Raw genomic sequence first — 15,295 nt, forward strand, 5'->3', positions numbered from 1 at the left:
ACACATTTATGGAAACCCAGATTTACAACACGGGTGAACTGAGATCCACGTTTCCCTTCCGCATCGACCCTAAGCGCGATGCTGAGATTCTCGGATACCTGCTCCAAGATCCAGATATTCACCTTCAGTCCTCTTTCCAGCAAGTAAGGCAACACGAATATCAGGGAGAGGTACTGGTCGGTGCCGAATCCGTGGAACTCACATTCCACCATAAAGGCGCAACAAATGGGTCTCGGCTATCTGCCTTGCGGTGCAGTGCAGGAGTGAGCGTGGCGGCGATCCGTCTCCTCCGACAGGTTGTTTTTCAAAACGCTCGTCAGAACACCTTAGGTATACAAGTCGACCGACCTACGTTCAGGGCGCAGCCAGAGCAGCTCCAGGTGCGCATTCATACCCATGATTCTGGCAAACGGGAGGCAAAGTCGTCGTCCAGCATTCCATATCAAGAATCTGTTGGGCATGCGGGAGAACGCCACTTCATGGAATACCTCGAACGGTATTACCCTCGGGAGAAAATTGAGTGGCCCAATGCAACCGAGGAGGAGGGTTTGCCATACGACATTCTCTTGGATGGCCGATTGGCATTCGATGTTAAGGCCACACGCATCGAGCGGAGCCACGTCGTTCTATCAGAGCCGGAAAGAGAGTTTCGCCGAGCGATAGGCCGTCACCATGCGATAGCTGTGGTGACCCTTAGAGATGACATGGCTGCCCCTCCGCTGGCGATTGATCTATATACGGGCGTCCCCTTGGTGCGCATTGACCTCGACGGCGTCCAGCAGTTACTGGCGGATCTCCCCGCCCTCCAGTATGCCAGGCCAAAGAATTCCATTCCAGTCACTGCTGCCGAGTCAGCGCCAGCTTATTTCATACCCGGTCGTTATGTTTCCATATCTGCAACGCTCGATCTCAAGCCGGATGGCCGGTTCACAGCAACAGGTAATGAGGCTTCGGCTGGAGTGTATGAAATCGCTGGACACTTTATCGTTTTACGCTCCGCCGAAAGTCAGGTAATGCCAATACTGGGTAAATTACACATCGTGACAGATGGTGGGAGTCGTCAGCTCCTCGCCACAGATGGTGTCATGTACTTACTCCGTCTAGGGCCTGATGCTGATCACGGAAAGCTCGTCTGGGACGGCAAAAAGACGAACTGATTCGCTCCTCGACCTGAACAAACCATGTTTTCTGCTCGGTTTTGGATCATCTCTTGCGCTCTAGGTGCAGCACACCGAAAAGACAGCTTCTGGGCGCTGAACCCTATAGGCTAAGCAAAATGGCAGTGTCGATTTCCAATGCACGCAAAACACTCTCCCAGACGGCGTGGATGCTGGCTCGCTTAAGCCCTAAACGGGGCAGGTAAGACGGCGCTGAATCTGGAGAAGCGGTTCTAGAGCATTTGTCAAAAGGGTTGTTCACTTTTGACCGAACGGAGTGAGTGGATTTCATTGAATATTTGGGAGAATGGAAGCATCAGGTGAGGTTCCCCCCTCCGTCGGTCCAGTCCAATTGCACTTGAATCGTACCTCAGCCCGCCTGATACAGGCGGGCGAACGTCTGAGGTGAGAGATTGTCCAGGGAGCTGTGCGGACGAACCTGGTTGTAATCCTGATGCCAGGCCGACACGATTAGGCGAGCCTGGGGCAGCGTCTGAAACCAGTGGAGATTCAGGCACTCGTCCCGGACACGGCCGTTGAAACTCTCGATGTAGGCGTTCTCCACGGGCTTCCCTGGATGGTTGAAGTGCTGGATGATTCCGTGCTCATGGCTCCACTGATCCAGCGCTTTACTGATGAATTCCGGGCCATTGTCCGTCACGATCATGGCTGGTTGAGCGCGCTCAACCAGCACTGCGGAGAGGAGTCGGGCCACATCCGCGCCCGTGATCGAGGTCCCGACATGCATGATCAAACATTCCCGCGTGAAGTCATCAACCACGTTCAGCACGCGAAACCGTTGACCTGAGGCCAGTTGGTCCGACATGAAATCCATGCTCCAGCGTTGATTCGGCGCGGACACTGGCGGTTTGTTGCCCCGTTCTCCTGCCACCAATTTCTTGCGCGTCTTGCGCCGAACGGCCAGTCCTTCCGCACGGTAAATCCGGTACACCCGTTTGTGATTGACCTTCAATCCTTCGCGTTTTAGCAAGACGTGGAGCCGCCGATATCCAAAACGAGGCCGTTCCAGCGCCAGGAAACGCAACCGAGCTTTCAAGACCTGGTCTTTTTCCTCTCCAGGGCTGTTGTGTCGTTGTGTCGACCGCCAGAAGCCCAACTGGTGACACGCCCGCCGTTCGGTGACCCCGAAGCGCAGCCGTACAAATCCCACCATTTCCCGCTTCAACGGCGTCTGGGACTGTGGCGTCGCGCCCGGGTCTACCACTTTTTTGCCACCACCTCTTTCAGCACTTGGTTGTCCAGCGACAGATCTGCCACCAGTTTCTTGAGGCGGCGATTTTCTTCCTCCAGCAGACGAAACCGTCTGGTTTCGTTCTTCGTCATCCCGCCATACTTTGCCTTCCAGCGGTGGATGGTGCTGACCGCGATGCCGTGAAGTCGCGTCATCTCGGCTAGGGACTGGCCTGCGTCGACCTGTTCGAGAATGCTCAGAATCTGCTGCTCGGTGTACCGTTTTCCTTTCATCGCGCCTCCGGGTTGCCCATCTTGTCGCAATCGGAGTGGACCGAGAAACAGGGGTCACGTCAATTGCTGACTACCCCTAAAAACTCATCGCCTGGAACGGCAAGTCAGCCCCTGCAGGGTATTTTCCTCCTAGAGTAGTCTCTAATGGGGTCAAGCTCTGGGTCTTATGAACCCAAAATGGGGCAGGCACAGTGCTGTTCGTGGTGCATCAAGGGTGTAGGGCCAGAGGCTTGGCCCGCTACAGCCTGAGATGGCAGGTCGAAAATTTACAGAGTGTCCTGAAAACATTCGGCTTCGATCTGGAGGACACAGGGTTGACCCGTGCTGAGCGTGTCTCAACACTTCCTAAGGAAGTGTCGATTGCATTTATCTGGCTCTGCGTGTCCAGAACATTTTTGGTCCGTCCTGACCTGATCAAAAAGAGCATGGGTGAGACTCACGCCTCGTTTTAAGGAGTGGTCAGGTGTAATTGCTCCTGAAAGATCTGTGCAGTCGATGTGCAATAGCCATCGAAAACTGTCCGTTCACGGACCGTCACGTACAGTTCTCAGAAGAGCGAGAAAGTCGTCTGGGAAGGGGGATTTTGTCCACGTGCAGTCACGCGTAGGCCGCTGGGCCACTCCTCCTAAGGGGCAGGTCACTGGTTCGACTCCAGTCGAGTGCACCACGTCCAGCACGCAAAACCCCCTCTTGGCTGAGGGGGGTTTTTGCATGTCTGGCATAGGTTCAGTGTAGTAGGCCGTTCATTCAGCAACGTTGGGGCGTCCAGCTTAGGCGGCGGCAAGGTGGAAGGTGGGGAAGAGGGCGATCACCGTCGCGTGCTGCCCGCCGTCCAGGACAGTCTCGGCTGGTTCAATGCTGCTTCTGCCAATCACCGAAGATCCGCTTGATCATGGGCTGGAAACTCAAGCCGGGCGAGAAAAAAAGAATGATCGTTCTTCCTCACCCCTATACAGAAAACAGCGCCCACCCCCGCAGGAGTGAGCGCTGTTTCAGAAAGCTGGGTGCTTAAGCGCTGACGAGTTCGCGTTCCAGGCCGAACATGCGGTTGTCCACGGCCAGCGGCTCGTTGCCCGCCTTGATGGTGGCGGCCAGCGCCTTGATCTCTGGGAACAGCTTGGTGAAGTAGAAACGGGCGGTCTGGACCTTGCCCAGGTAGAAGCCGTCCTTGTCCTGCCCGGCGTCAATCTTGGCCTGGGCCACCTTCGCCATGCGCGCCCACAGGTAGCCGTAAACGACGTGACCGAAGAAGCGCAGGTAATCCACGGCGGCAGCGTTCACTTCGTCGGCACCGCCCTCGCCGCTCATGGCTTTCTGGCCCACCACCATCGTGATGCTGCCCAGTTGCTGCGAGGCCTTGCCCAGTGCCGTGACATACTCGCCGATAACTTCGTCGGACTCGTTGTCGTCCACGAATTCCTGGAGCATTCCCGCCAGCTTCTGCAATTTCTTGCCGCCGTCCATCAGCACCTTGCGGCCCAGCAGATCCAGCGCCTGAATGCCGTTGGTGCCTTCATAAATCTGGCCGATGCGGGCGTCGCGCACGAACTGCTCCATGCCCCACTCGCGGATGTAACCGTGACCGCCGAAAATCTGCTGGCTCTGCACGGCGATGTTGAAGCCGTTGTCAGTCATGAACGCCTTGGCAATCGGGGTCAGCAGCGCCACCAGATCGCCCGCTTCCTGGCGCGCGGCCTCGTCGGGGTGGTGGTGTTCGGTGTCGATGCTCAGGGCCAGCCACATCGCCATCGCGCGGCCCGCCTCGGTGTACGCCTTACCCGTCAGCAACATGCGGCGCACGTCGGGGTGGACGATGATCGGATCGGCGTTCTCGGAAGGATTCATGCGCGGGTTGTGGCGCATCTGGAGGCGGTCCTTGGCATAGGCCAGCGCGTTCTGATAGGCCACTTCGCCCAGCCCCAGCCCCTGCAAACCGGTGCCCAGACGGGCCGCGTTCATCATGATGAACATGTGGTTCATGCCCTTGTTGATCTCGCCCACCAGAAATCCGGTTGCGCCGTCAAAGTTCAGCAGGGCGGTGGCGTTGCCGTTGATGCCCATCTTGTGTTCCAGGCTGCCGCAGACCACACCGTTGCGCTCGCCCACCTTGCCCTCGGGCGTGGGCAGGTACTTGGGAACCAGGAACAGGCTGATGCCCTTGGTGCCCTCGGGACTCCCTTCCAGGCGGGCCAGCACCAGATGCACGATGTTGTCGGCCATGTCATGCTCGCCCGCGCTGATAAAGATCTTGGTGCCGCTGACCGCGTAAGTGCCGTCGCCGTTGTCCTTCGCCTTGGTGCGGATGATGCCCAGGTCTGTCCCGGCATGCGGCTCGGTGAGGCACATGGTCCCGGTCCACTCGCCCGACACGATTTTGGGCAGGTACAGGTCTTTCAACTCGTCGCTGCCCACCGCGTGCAATGCCGAGTACGCGCCATGGCTCAGGCCGGGGTACATGCTCCAGGCCACGTTGGCGCTGTTCAGCAGTTCCACCAGTACGTTGGAGACCAGATGCGGCATGCCCTGTCCGCCGTAGTTGGGATCGGCGTCCAGCGCGGTCCAGCCTGCCTTGCGGTACTTATCGTAGGCGGCCTTGAAGCCCTCCGGGGTGGTCACCTCGCCGTCATCGTGGCGCACGCAACCCTGCTGATCGCCCACCGCATTCAGCGGGACCAGTTCACCCTCCACGAAACGGGCGGCCTCGTCCAGCACCTGTTCCATCAGGGCACCATCGGCGGTTTCGTTCTCGGCGTAGTACGGCATCTTCGCTAGTTCGGCGGGAGCGTCGAGCAGTTCGTTGATCAGAAACTTGATGTCGCGCAGCGGTGCTTTGTAGGTCGGCATGTGGACTCCTTCGTGTGTAGAACACGGCGGTGCAGGACCCATGCCCCTGCGGCACGATACCCGGCACTTTTGTTTAGACCGAGTATAAAACTTCCGGAGGCAAAAGTCACGCGGATTTCTCCCGTCTTCCCTTCATGGACGGGGAGATGGCGGCGGAACTAGGAGGCTCGTAGGACAGCCCAAGGAGGCGACAGGAGAAATGACCTCGTGTTCATCCTTTCTTTACCTCAGGCATTCTGGCCCAGCAGGGTACATTCGCCCCCCTGGACCGCTGAATTCGAGTATCCTGCGAAGGATCATGAATTATCCGAGCCTGGTCTGGCACCTCAAACGCACCGAGCTGTTTGCCGACCTCGAACTGGCAGAGCTGGAAAAGGTGGCTGCCACGACCCCCTACCGTCAGTACGGGCCGGGTGAGGTTGTCTACCGCATGGACGACCCTGCCGACGCGCTTTATTTCGTCAAAAGTGGGCTGGTTAAGATCAGCAAACTGTTCCCCAACGGCAAGGAGGCCATTCTGGGCGTGATTGGGCAGCATGACACCTTTGGTGAGCTGCTGCTGCAACCCGAGGAACGCCGCCCCACCCAGGCCGAGGCGCTGGAGCGCACCACCCTGATCGTGCTGCCCCGCAGCGAGTTGCAATCCCTGCTGAGCAGCAAACCCGACCTGGCCATGAAACTGATTCGCCTGATGGCCGCCCGGCTGTTCGAGGCCCAGGCGTGGAGCGCCACCGTCAGTGCCTACAGCGCCCCGGAGCGCGTCGCCAGCCTGCTGTACCGTCTGGCCCGCGAATTCGGACGGCCCCATAGCCAGGGTGTCGAGCTGAACCTGAAACTCAATCAGGAAGACATCGCCCGGATGGTGGGGGCCACCCGCGAGACGGTCAGCCACTCGCTGGGCAAGCTCAAGCAGGAGGGAGCCATCGTGCGTGCCCGCGCGCCGATCATCGTCCGCATGGAAGCGCTGAAGGCTTACATCGAGCAGGGCAATTAGAAAAAGACCTCATCAGAAGAAATCTGAGAGCCTGCCCCTCCGCAATGGAGGGGGTTTTTCGTGCCTGATCAGTTCGGAAAATAAGTCAAAGGTAAGCTCCCAGGCGCATCCCAGCCTCAGCCATTCGGCACAGGCGGAGGCGGCAGGCTCAGCTCTAGGGTAACTGGCGAGGAGAGCGCACCACGTCTCCATCTTCTGACCCTGGACCTGACCATGAACATCAATGAACTTTCCAACATCCTGCACACCTTCTGGACTGAGCTTCTCAGCACGGTGCAACACACGCTGGCCACCAATGAACTGGCGCAGGGCGGCCTGCTGATCGGTCTGCTGAGCGCGGCGGCCATGTACGCCCGAACGCTGCCCACGCAACTGCTGTCGCGGCTGGACCGCCGTTTTACCGTCACGCTGGACATTCAGGGGGACGATCCAGCCTTTCCGTGGCTGGCGGCGTGGCTGGCCGCCCAGCCGGTGGGGCGAAACCTGCGGCACCTGGGGGTGGTCACGCGTTTCAACGAGCAGATGGGCGGCCACAATGTGGCGATTGGCACGGACCGCGACGGCGACGAGATCACCGCCCGTCTGGTTCCGCTGAGCGGCGCGGCGCTGCTGCGTTTTCACGGCCACTGGATGCTGGCTTACCCGCAGCGCACCGAGCGGCAGGGCGCAAACCAGGGGGGGCTGGGCTTCACCCACAGCCTGACCTTCCGAATGCTGTCGGGGGCGCGTCCGGTGATTACCGAGCTGCTGCGCGAGGCCTATGACTTCACGGCGGGCCGCAGCGACGGACGCGTGGAAATCTACGTGCCCGAGTACCACGGCTGGAAGCTGGTGGAACGCCGCGCCGCCCGCCCGCTGGAGAGCCTGATCTACGCCGAGGGCCTGCTGGACAATTTGCACGCCGATCTGGGCGGCTTCTTCGGGGACCGCGAATGGTACGCGGGCATGGGCATTCCCTACCGCCGGGGCTACCTGCTGCACGGCCCTCCCGGCAACGGCAAAAGCAGTCTGGTGTCGGCGCTGGCGGGGGCGTTTGGTCTGAACGTGTGCGTGCTGAATCTGGCCACGCCGGACCTGAGCGATGACCGACTGACCGCCCTGCTGGCCGAATTGCCGCGCCGCGCCCTGCTGCTGCTGGAGGACATCGACGCCGTATTCCTGGGCCGCGAGCCGCGCACCCCCAGCGTCAAGCTGTCCTTCAACGGCCTGCTGAACGCGCTGGACGGCGTGGCAGCAGGGGAGGGGGGCCGCGTGACCTTCATGACCACCAACGACCTGGCCGGGCTGGACGCCGCGCTGATCCGTCCGGGCCGCGCGGACCGTCACCTCCTGATCGACAACGCCACCCACGCCCAGGTGGCCGGGATGCTGCGCCGCTTCTGGCCGGAGTGGAATGAGGCAGAAATCGGCGAACTGGCTGCCCGTCTACCCGAAGGCATGCTGAGCATGGCCCGCATTCAGGAATACCTGCTGGAACGCCGCGCCGACGAGGCGGGGGTGCGCCGCGACTGGGCGGATCTGGCGGGCATGGAGGAAGTTGTCGCGCCCTGCCCGACCCGGCTGCGGTTGCTGGCGGGCTGAACCGACTTCACGCCACCCTCTTCCCCGCGAGGGGGGATTTTTCATGTTTATTGCTCACGGCGGGCGGCCCTTCCACACCCTGTTTGTGCCAGGATACTGGCTGAATGTTCCAGGCCCTGAGTAACGTCCTGCTGCCCGTGATGATCGTCGCCGGCCTAGGGGCGCTGCTGGCCTCGCGGATAAAAATTGATCAGGTCACCATCTCGCGCATCACCATGTACCTGCTGATTCCGGCGCTGGTGCTGGACGTGATCCTGCGAACCCCGGTGAAGGCCGCCGAGGCCGGGCAACTGGGGCTGGTCTTTTTGCTGGTGATGGCCGTGTCGCTGGGGCTGGGCTGGCTGGCCGGGCTGGGCCGCCCAGACGCCGAACGCCGCAGCCTGAGCGCTTCCTCGGGCATCTGGAACAGCGGCAACATGGGGCTACCGATTGCGCTGTTCGTGTTCGGTGACAGCGGGTTTGACCGTGCGACGGTGGTTTTTCTGGTGTCTATCGTCGCCATGTACATCGTCGGCCCGGCCATCTACGGCTCGGCCTCTAAAACGGGGCAGAAATACGGCGTGGTCGATATTCTCAAGTCGGTGTTCCGGCTGCCCACCATCTGGGTGGCGTTGATTGCCGTGGTGCTACGGGTGCTGAATGTGCCACTTCCACAGGGCGTCACGCGCGGGGTGGCGCTCTTGGCACAGGCCACGCTGCCGCTGGTGTTGCTGTCACTGGGCCTGCAACTGGGCGCAGGGGGCTGGCCGCCGCTGAACCGCCGGGTGTGGCTGGCAGGTGCGGCGCGGTTGATCGGTGGTCCGCTGATCGCGCTGGGCATCGGCTTTCTGGTGGGGTTACGCGGCGAATCGCTGGCGGTGCTGGTTCTGTCGGCCAGCATGCCCACCGCCGTCAATGCCCTGCTGATCGCGCAGGAATACGGCGGAGACTCGGAAACGGTGGCCGGGGTGGTGCTGGTCACGACGCTGGGATCGGTGCTGAGCATTGCGGCGGTGGTGGCGCTGCTGCCGCTGCTGGGGTAAACAGGAAGGCCACTCTCCCGGAAGCTCCTCTGCCCGCTAGACTCCAGGGGTGATGGCAGACGCGGCGGTAGAGGGTCAAAAGACAGTCCTGGTGATCGTGGGCGGCAGCATGGCCGCCGTGAAAGCACCCTCTGTGCTGCGGCGGCTGCGTGAGGGTGGCGTAGGGGTCAGCGTGATCGCCACCCGCGCCGCGCTGGCCTTTGTCACCGAGCTGAGCCTGTCCACCGCCGCCGACGGTCCGGTGGGCACCGATGCAGCGTGGTTCTCGCCCCGCCCCGACGCCCTGCATCTCACACTGGCGAAGGCGGATGCGGCAGTGATCGTGGGAGCCTCTGCCGAATTGCTGGCCGGGGCGGCGCACGGCCACGCGAATGACCTGGCGCTGGCAACCCTCCTGAGCGTGCCGGGGCCAGTGCTGTGGGTTCCGGCCATGAACGCGGCCATGTGGCGAAATCGGGCGGTGCAGTCCAACGTGGCGCGGCTGCGCGAGTGGAGCCACCACTTTCTGGGGCCGGAGGTGGGCGCGTTCGGCACACGCGGCGAGGGCGCGGGCATCGGGCGCATGGCCGAGCCGGAGGACATTGCCGCCGCCGTGCTGAAGCTGCTAACACCCGCCGCTGTGTCTGATTCAAAAGGGCGTGATCTGGAGGGCCTGCATGTGGTGGTTTCGGCTGGCCCCACCCGCGAGTATCTGGACCCGGTGCGCTTTATCAGCAATCCCAGCAGCGGCAAGATGGGCTTCGCGGTGGCCGAGAACGCGCGGGACCGGGGCGCAAGGGTCACGCTGGTCACGGGTCCGGTGAATCTGCCCGATCCGGCTGGCATGGCTGTGGTCAGGATCGAGTCGGCCCTGGAATTGCGCGACGCCGTGATTAGGGCCACACAGGACGCCGATATCGTGGTCATGACGGCTGCCGTGGCCGACTACCGCGCCGCCGAACTGAAGGGCGAGAAACAGGCCAAGGTGGCGGGCGACGTGAGCATTCACCTCACGCCCAATCCCGACATCCTGGCCGAACTGGGGCGCGAGAAGGGTGGGCGCGTGCTGGTGGGCTTCGCGATGGAAACGCACGCGGGCGTGGAGCGGGCCGCCGCCAAGGCCGCGCGCAAGAACGCCGACTTCATCCTCCTGAATTACCCCACGCAGGAAGGCACAGCGTTTGGCGGCGACGACAATCAGGTCACCCTGGTCCGCGCCGACGGCTCCCATCAGGACTGGCCCCGCGCCAGCAAGCGCCAGGTGGCGCGGCAATTGCTGAACGAGGCTTTGCGGGTTCGGGGCCAGCGAACAACAGATTAAGCACCTCCGGCAATTGCATTATTCATCCGCACTGCATAGAGTGGCGGGCGTGCCAGGCAAGCTCAGCAAGGAACAGCGTCAGAAACGCATTCAGGACATCATCGCCCGCGAAAGCGTCTCCACGCAGGGTGAACTGGTGGAATTTCTGCGCCATGAGGACGTGCTGGTCACGCAGGCCACCGTCAGCCGCGATATCAATGAATTACGGCTGGTGCGCGTGCCAGTAGGCAAGGGCCGCCACCGTTACGCCCTGTCACAGTCGGGCGGCCACGGCGACGTCAAGGGCGAGCTGGGCCGGTTGTTCCAGAACTTCGTGCAGGACGTGGACCGGGGCGAGAACGTGCTGGTGGTCCGCACCGCCGAGGGCCACGCGTCCGGGGTGGCGCTGCTGCTGGACCGCCTGCGCCGCGACGATATCGTGGGCACCATTGCTGGGGAGGACACCATTTTCGTGGTGGCCCGCACCACCGATGAGGGCGAGGCCCTGATGGAAGAACTGCACGCGTTGATGCTGGGCTAGAGAAGTTCAGGGATACAACCCCGCCACAATCACAATAAAAACCCCGCCTGGACGGGGATGGTCTGCGGTTCCGTGTGATCCTATCCCACATGGTTGACGGTGCGGCTGGACTGCCAGTAATCCAGGAACTTCTCGATCTGGGACAGAAATTCAGCAAAACTCGACGATTTGACCAGATATGAGCTGGCGTGCAGCGTGTAGGCCTCGCTGATGTCCTGCTGGGCGCTGGAGGTCGACAGGATCACCACTGGAATGCGGACCAGACGGGGGTCCCTCTTCATTTCGCGCAGCAGTTCAAAGCCGCTCATGCCGGGCATGTTGAGGTCCAGCAGAACCACATCGACCTGAAAATCCCGGTCCTGAAGGAGTGCCAGCGCTTCCCGCCCGCTTCCGGCACAGGTCAGGACGCATTCCGGGCACAGGTGCTCGAAAGCCTCCTGGGCCAGCAACTGATCCTGTGGACTGTCATCCACCACGAGGTAATTGAAAGGCAGCATCATGCCCTCAATGATAAAGCTTTCTTAATGCTGACCACCAGTCTTCTTGGGAGAGAAGCTGAGTCTCTATGTGAGCGTTCAGAGCCAGCCCTGTAAATAGACCTCAGCCCGCGTGTGGTCTGGTCCGCTTGGCGGAATCTGCACGAGAGCGCCGCGGAACGGTGGAGTCGAGTCGCGCCACTGCACTGAACGGGACCGAAGGGCGCGGGGCCAGCAGAAGCGCAATGGCCAGGACGCCGAACAGCACGATCAGGAGAAGACTCACCATGACTGGAAGTATGGCAGCGTGACCCTGCTGGGACCATTGCGGATCGCTTCATGGGTCTCTGCATGGACGCTCATGGTGGGCTGGATACTCATGCGGACAACAAGGAAAAACCCCCGCTGGGGCGGAGGCTTTGTGGATGGTAGACCCGAGCAGATTTGAACTGCTGACCCCTACAGTGTCAATGTAGTGCTCTACCCCTGAGCTACGGATCTGAAACGAGGTACGTCTTTAAAAACGGTGCTGCTCTGGAGGCGCTGACCGGACTCGAACCGGTGGTGGAGGTTTTGCAAACCTCTGCCTTACCACTTGGCTACAGCGCCGCACTCTGGCAAAGCCTTATTTTCCAACACGGTCCTCTCCAGCGCAAAGAATGTTAGCACGGTCTTTGGAAGCTGTAAACCGGGGTCCAGCCCGCAGCGCACAGAGCGTAATTCTGACACTGCAAGGGTCTGTGGACTGCCAGTAACGGCTCAGAGGCTCGTTCGTCGAAAGCCACCGGGGAGAGGTGATCCAGCATTGATGAGAGGCTTTCCCGTACGGCGTTGCCTCAGATGGCTGTGTACCTGCTGCGTCGTGAGGTGGACTGGCGAGGGCAGACTGGCCGCCAGGCAGTTCCGCGCCCCGATGGATTCGTCGTTTCTGGAGTAAGTGTTGACTTCGCAGCCACCTCTACCTGCCTCTTTTCCCCGCTCGCTCCGGCGTGCTACACTTCTCCAGTTTGCCCCCTGAGTGGGGGCGGGATTTGCTGCTTTTCTCAGGGCAATCCACGCAGAACTGGCCGCGCCCACGGCATGACCGGGTGGGCCGCCTGGAAGGAGAACGACCATGAAGCGTACCTATCAACCCAACGTCCGCAAGCGCGCCAAGACCCACGGCTTCCGCGCCCGCATGAAAACCAAGGCTGGCCGCAACATCATCGCGCGCCGCCGTGCCAAGGGCCGCCAGCAGCTAACCGTCGCCGACGAGTAGTCGTTAAAAGCGGTTTTCTATCGCCCACGAAGAACAGTCCAGCGCCACGCAGGTACGGCCCCGCCGTCCGGTGGCGCTGGATTCTTTGCGTGGTGACCGCGAATTCCGCAAGGTCCGCAACCACGGTGTGGCGGTGCGAGATCCGCTGTTCACCCTGCGCCTGACCGAATATCGCCCGCGTTACGGCGAGGTCTGGCAACCACGCGCCATCATGGGCATCGTGGTGTCCAAGAAAACACTGAAGCGTGCCGTGGACCGCAACCGCGTGCGCCGCCGCGTGCGCGAGGCATTGCGGACCTTGCCAGGCGGCCTGCCGCCGTGCCGCGCAATTCTGCTGCCCAATCCAGGCGTGCTGACCGCACCGTTCACTGAATTACAGGCTGCGCTGGCCCGCGCGATTGCCAAAGCGCCCAGTCAAGCGAAGAGCCAGGGCAAGCGCGGCGGCAAAGCCGGGAACCCCCGGCAGTCTGCCCGCGTATCTGAGCGCGTGACCGCTGCCCCACCCACCCCGCCCAAGGACCGTCCGTGAGCCTCGCCTCACGCGGCCTGGTGGGGGCTGTGCGCTACTACCAGCGGGTGCTGTCGCCGCGTAAGCCGGTGCCCACCTGCCGTTTTTCGCCCACCTGCTCGGAGTACGCCGCGCAGGCCATTGAACTCCACGGTGCCGTCAAGGGCGGTTGGCTGGCCGCGTGGCGGGTGGCGCGCTGCAATCCCCTCGTGCCGGGGGGCTACGATCCGGTGCCGGACCATTTTCCGGCGCAGCATCATTCGGAGGGGGCCAGCAATGCCCCGCCCCCAGCTTCTGTGTCACAGACTTCTCCGCCCCCGCCTGCCCCTCAGAAAAGCCCTTCCTCCACCCCTAAAAAGAGACGCGTATCCTGATGAAACCCAGACTGCTCCTACCTTTAATCGCCGCCACGGGCGCGCTGCTGCTCACGGGCTGCGGACAGACCGGGCCGCTGCCGGTGTTCGGCAAGGCCATCATCTCCGGCTGGATCAAGGCCGACTTCGACGGCAAGCCCGGCGACGAGTACATCGCCACCAGCAACCTGCAAGACGTGGTGTTCAATGAGCGCGGCGAGGTCATCGGCTGGTTCGTCAAGAGCTACGCGGGCACGCCGTACATCAAACGCAAGGCCGATGGCACTGTTGATCTCAGCGGCCTGAAAGCGCAGGCCAGTCTGGTCAACATGGTGGGGGACCGTAAAGCCTTCGCCCTGACCGGCGGCGGCCTCGATCCGGCAAAAGCTGCCGAAACCACTGTGCCGCAACTGTCCACAGACCTGCCGGCCAATGAGCAGACCGCCGTCTTCAAGTACACGCAGGGCGGCGTGAGCGTGACCAAGACCGTGGTGCTGCACCCGCGCAACTTCAAGATTGACCTGAAGACAGACGTGACGGGCGGCCCGGCCACCGTCAATATGCTGTTCCCCGGTCTGGGCAAGAACGACAATCCCAGCGTCAAGGCCGTCCCCGTGGGTGGGGAACCCGTCACCGTGCAGGGCAGCGGGACACAGAAAGTCCAGAACATCCAGTACGCCGCCCTTCAGGAAAAGCCCAACCAGCTCGCGCACGCGCTGATCATTCGCCCGCAAAAGGGCACCACCGTCAATACCACGCTGACCGGTGGCGAGCAGGGCCTGATCACGGCCAGCCTGCCCGCAGTCAGCAACCTGGAAGTCTACGGCGGCAAGAACGAGCTGATCCACCTGTATCAGAGCGGCTACAGCGAATTGCCGGGCCTGTTTGCCCCCAACGTCTTCGGCAAGATCAGTCTGGTGATCGTCAAGATCATGGAAGAGATCTACAAGGTGGTGGGCAACTGGGGCCTCGTGCTGCTGCTGCTGACCGTGCTGCTGCGGCTGATCATGTGGCCGCTGATGCAGGCGCAGGGCCGCACCACCGCCCGCATGCAGGTGATGCAGCCCCGGATCAAGGAGATTCAGGACAAGTACAAGGAGCGCAAGGACCGCGATTCTCAGGTGGCCATGCAGGCAGAGATGCAGCAGCTCTACAAGCAGTACAACTTCAACCCGGCGGGCTGCGTGTCCACCTTTATCCCTTTTCCGGTGCTGATCGCGCTGTGGTCCACCATCCGCAACTTCGAGTTCGATAGCGGTTTCCTGTGGCTGCCGGACCTCGCGATCCCTGATCCCTTCTATTTCCTGGCGCTGCTGTACCTGATCGTCAACATCGGGCAGCTCTATGTCATGACCCGCAAGAACCCGCAGATGTTCAAGCAGCAGGCGTTCATCTACCTGATCTTCCTGTATTTCGCCCTGACCTTCCCGGCAGGGGTGACCATCTACATCATCGTGTCCACATTGATCGGCATCGTGCAACAGGTGATCATCAACAAACAGGTGGAGGCCGAGACCGCCACCATCGGTCAGCGGATTCAGAAAACCGTGGCTGCGGGTGCGGGCGGCACGGGCAAGGTCGTGATCGCCAAGACGGCCCCGAACATGCCCGGCGCGACCAAGACCCGCAAAGCGCCCAAGACCCTGGACGCGCCCAAAGACTGAAAGCTAAAGCTGTCAAGAGGAAGCCGCCCTGCCGTAATGGTGGGGCGGCTTTTTTGATCATTAGCTCCACTGCTCCATTCGTCCTACTGCGGTCCTACTGCGCCAGCCGTCCCCACGCTTTCAGCGTCAGCAG

General features: G+C 61.7%; 14 protein-coding genes, 2 tRNA genes and 1 pseudogene (1 of these 17 only partly in view). 11 read left to right on the top strand and 6 right to left on the bottom strand.

Annotated elements, in window-relative coordinates:
- Window positions 1-8 precede the first annotated feature (8 nt).
- Complete coding sequence (locus DAAJ005_RS02430) at window positions 9-1,157, top strand: protein NO VEIN domain-containing protein (RefSeq protein WP_151845740.1); 1,149 nt, start codon at window positions 9-11, stop codon at window positions 1,155-1,157.
- Window positions 1,158-1,527: 370 nt separating this feature from the next.
- Here the strand turns inward: DAAJ005_RS02430 and DAAJ005_RS02435 are convergent.
- Window positions 1,528-2,642, bottom strand: a protein-coding gene (locus tag DAAJ005_RS02435) for an IS3 family transposase (protein WP_151845741.1) whose coding sequence is annotated in 2 segments (ribosomal slippage) — window positions 1,528-2,393 and window positions 2,393-2,642 — 1,116 coding nt in all. Because the reading frame shifts where the segments join, the coding sequence is not laid out codon by codon here.
- A 230-nt stretch (window positions 2,643-2,872) separates the two neighbouring features.
- Here DAAJ005_RS02435 and DAAJ005_RS19405 point away from each other — a divergent pair.
- A pseudogene (locus tag DAAJ005_RS19405) lies at window positions 2,873-3,028 on the top strand (IS4 family transposase); the annotation flags it as partial.
- A gap of 622 nt (window positions 3,029-3,650) precedes the next feature.
- Here DAAJ005_RS19405 and DAAJ005_RS02440 read toward each other — a convergent pair.
- Window positions 3,651-5,486, bottom strand: a complete 1,836-nt coding sequence (locus DAAJ005_RS02440) for an acyl-CoA dehydrogenase C-terminal domain-containing protein (RefSeq protein ID WP_151845742.1) — start codon at window positions 5,484-5,486, stop codon at window positions 3,651-3,653.
- A gap of 298 nt (window positions 5,487-5,784) precedes the next feature.
- On the opposite strand from DAAJ005_RS02440, the gene DAAJ005_RS02445 reads away from it, so the two are divergent.
- The 5 genes from DAAJ005_RS02445 (at window position 5,785) to argR (ending at window position 10,903) form a co-directional block, all read left to right on the top strand.
- Window positions 5,785-6,480 (top strand): Crp/Fnr family transcriptional regulator, encoded by a 696-nt coding sequence (locus DAAJ005_RS02445; protein WP_029483486.1) that lies wholly within the window; start codon window positions 5,785-5,787, stop codon window positions 6,478-6,480.
- Window positions 6,481-6,693: 213 nt separating this feature from the next.
- The gene (locus tag DAAJ005_RS02450) at window positions 6,694-8,061 is read left to right on the top strand and encodes an AAA family ATPase (RefSeq protein WP_151845743.1); all 1,368 of its coding nucleotides are present in this window, start codon (window positions 6,694-6,696) and stop codon (window positions 8,059-8,061) included.
- 104 nt (window positions 8,062-8,165) lie between these two features.
- Window positions 8,166-9,083, top strand: a complete 918-nt coding sequence (locus DAAJ005_RS02455; protein WP_151845744.1) for an AEC family transporter — start codon at window positions 8,166-8,168, stop codon at window positions 9,081-9,083.
- Between the two features lie 52 nt (window positions 9,084-9,135).
- The gene (gene coaBC, locus DAAJ005_RS02460) at window positions 9,136-10,383 is read left to right on the top strand and encodes a bifunctional phosphopantothenoylcysteine decarboxylase/phosphopantothenate--cysteine ligase CoaBC (protein WP_151845745.1); all 1,248 of its coding nucleotides are present in this window, start codon (window positions 9,136-9,138) and stop codon (window positions 10,381-10,383) included.
- Window positions 10,384-10,432: 49 nt separating this feature from the next.
- Window positions 10,433-10,903 carry an arginine repressor gene (gene argR, locus DAAJ005_RS02465; RefSeq protein ID WP_075830797.1) on the top strand — a complete coding sequence of 157 codons (471 nt, stop codon included), beginning with the start codon at window positions 10,433-10,435 and terminating at the stop codon, window positions 10,901-10,903.
- A gap of 80 nt (window positions 10,904-10,983) precedes the next feature.
- On the opposite strand, the gene DAAJ005_RS02470 is transcribed toward argR, so the two are convergent.
- The 3 genes from DAAJ005_RS02470 to DAAJ005_RS02480 form a co-directional block, all read right to left on the bottom strand.
- Entirely contained in the window at window positions 10,984-11,403 is a 420-nt protein-coding gene (locus DAAJ005_RS02470) for a response regulator (protein WP_151845746.1), read from the bottom strand.
- A gap of 402 nt (window positions 11,404-11,805) precedes the next feature.
- Window positions 11,806-11,880, bottom strand: a tRNA-Val gene (locus DAAJ005_RS02475).
- Window positions 11,881-11,914: 34 nt separating this feature from the next.
- Window positions 11,915-11,988: transfer RNA gene (locus tag DAAJ005_RS02480), tRNA-Cys, on the bottom strand.
- A 505-nt stretch (window positions 11,989-12,493) separates the two neighbouring features.
- On the opposite strand from DAAJ005_RS02480, the gene rpmH reads away from it, so the two are divergent.
- From rpmH to yidC, 4 genes are all read left to right on the top strand, one after another.
- Window positions 12,494-12,637: a 50S ribosomal protein L34 gene (gene rpmH / locus DAAJ005_RS02485; RefSeq protein ID WP_029482962.1), complete on the top strand. Its 144-nt coding sequence runs from the start codon at window positions 12,494-12,496 to the stop codon at window positions 12,635-12,637.
- Between the two features lie 85 nt (window positions 12,638-12,722).
- The gene (rnpA, locus tag DAAJ005_RS02490; protein WP_151848346.1) at window positions 12,723-13,166 is read left to right on the top strand and encodes a ribonuclease P protein component; all 444 of its coding nucleotides are present in this window, start codon (window positions 12,723-12,725) and stop codon (window positions 13,164-13,166) included.
- A complete protein-coding gene (gene yidD, locus DAAJ005_RS19410; protein WP_151845747.1) occupies window positions 13,163-13,519 on the top strand; it encodes a membrane protein insertion efficiency factor YidD in 357 nt (118 codons plus the stop codon). The genes rnpA and yidD overlap by 4 nt, the downstream gene beginning before the upstream one ends.
- On the top strand, window positions 13,519-15,162 hold the full coding sequence (gene yidC / locus DAAJ005_RS02500; protein WP_151845748.1) for a membrane protein insertase YidC: 1,644 nt from the start codon (window positions 13,519-13,521) through the stop codon (window positions 15,160-15,162). The genes yidD and yidC overlap by 1 nt, the downstream gene beginning before the upstream one ends.
- A 94-nt stretch (window positions 15,163-15,256) precedes the next feature.
- On the opposite strand, the gene DAAJ005_RS02505 is transcribed toward yidC, so the two are convergent.
- Window positions 15,257-15,295: the end of a hypothetical protein gene (locus DAAJ005_RS02505; protein WP_151845749.1), read on the bottom strand. 906 nt of this gene lie beyond the right edge of the window; only the last 39 of its 945 coding nucleotides appear in the window; its start codon lies beyond the right edge, outside the window; its stop codon occupies window positions 15,257-15,259.

It is taken from the genome of Deinococcus sp. AJ005, assembly GCF_009017495.1.
Lineage (GTDB): Bacteria > Deinococcota > Deinococci > Deinococcales > Deinococcaceae > Deinococcus.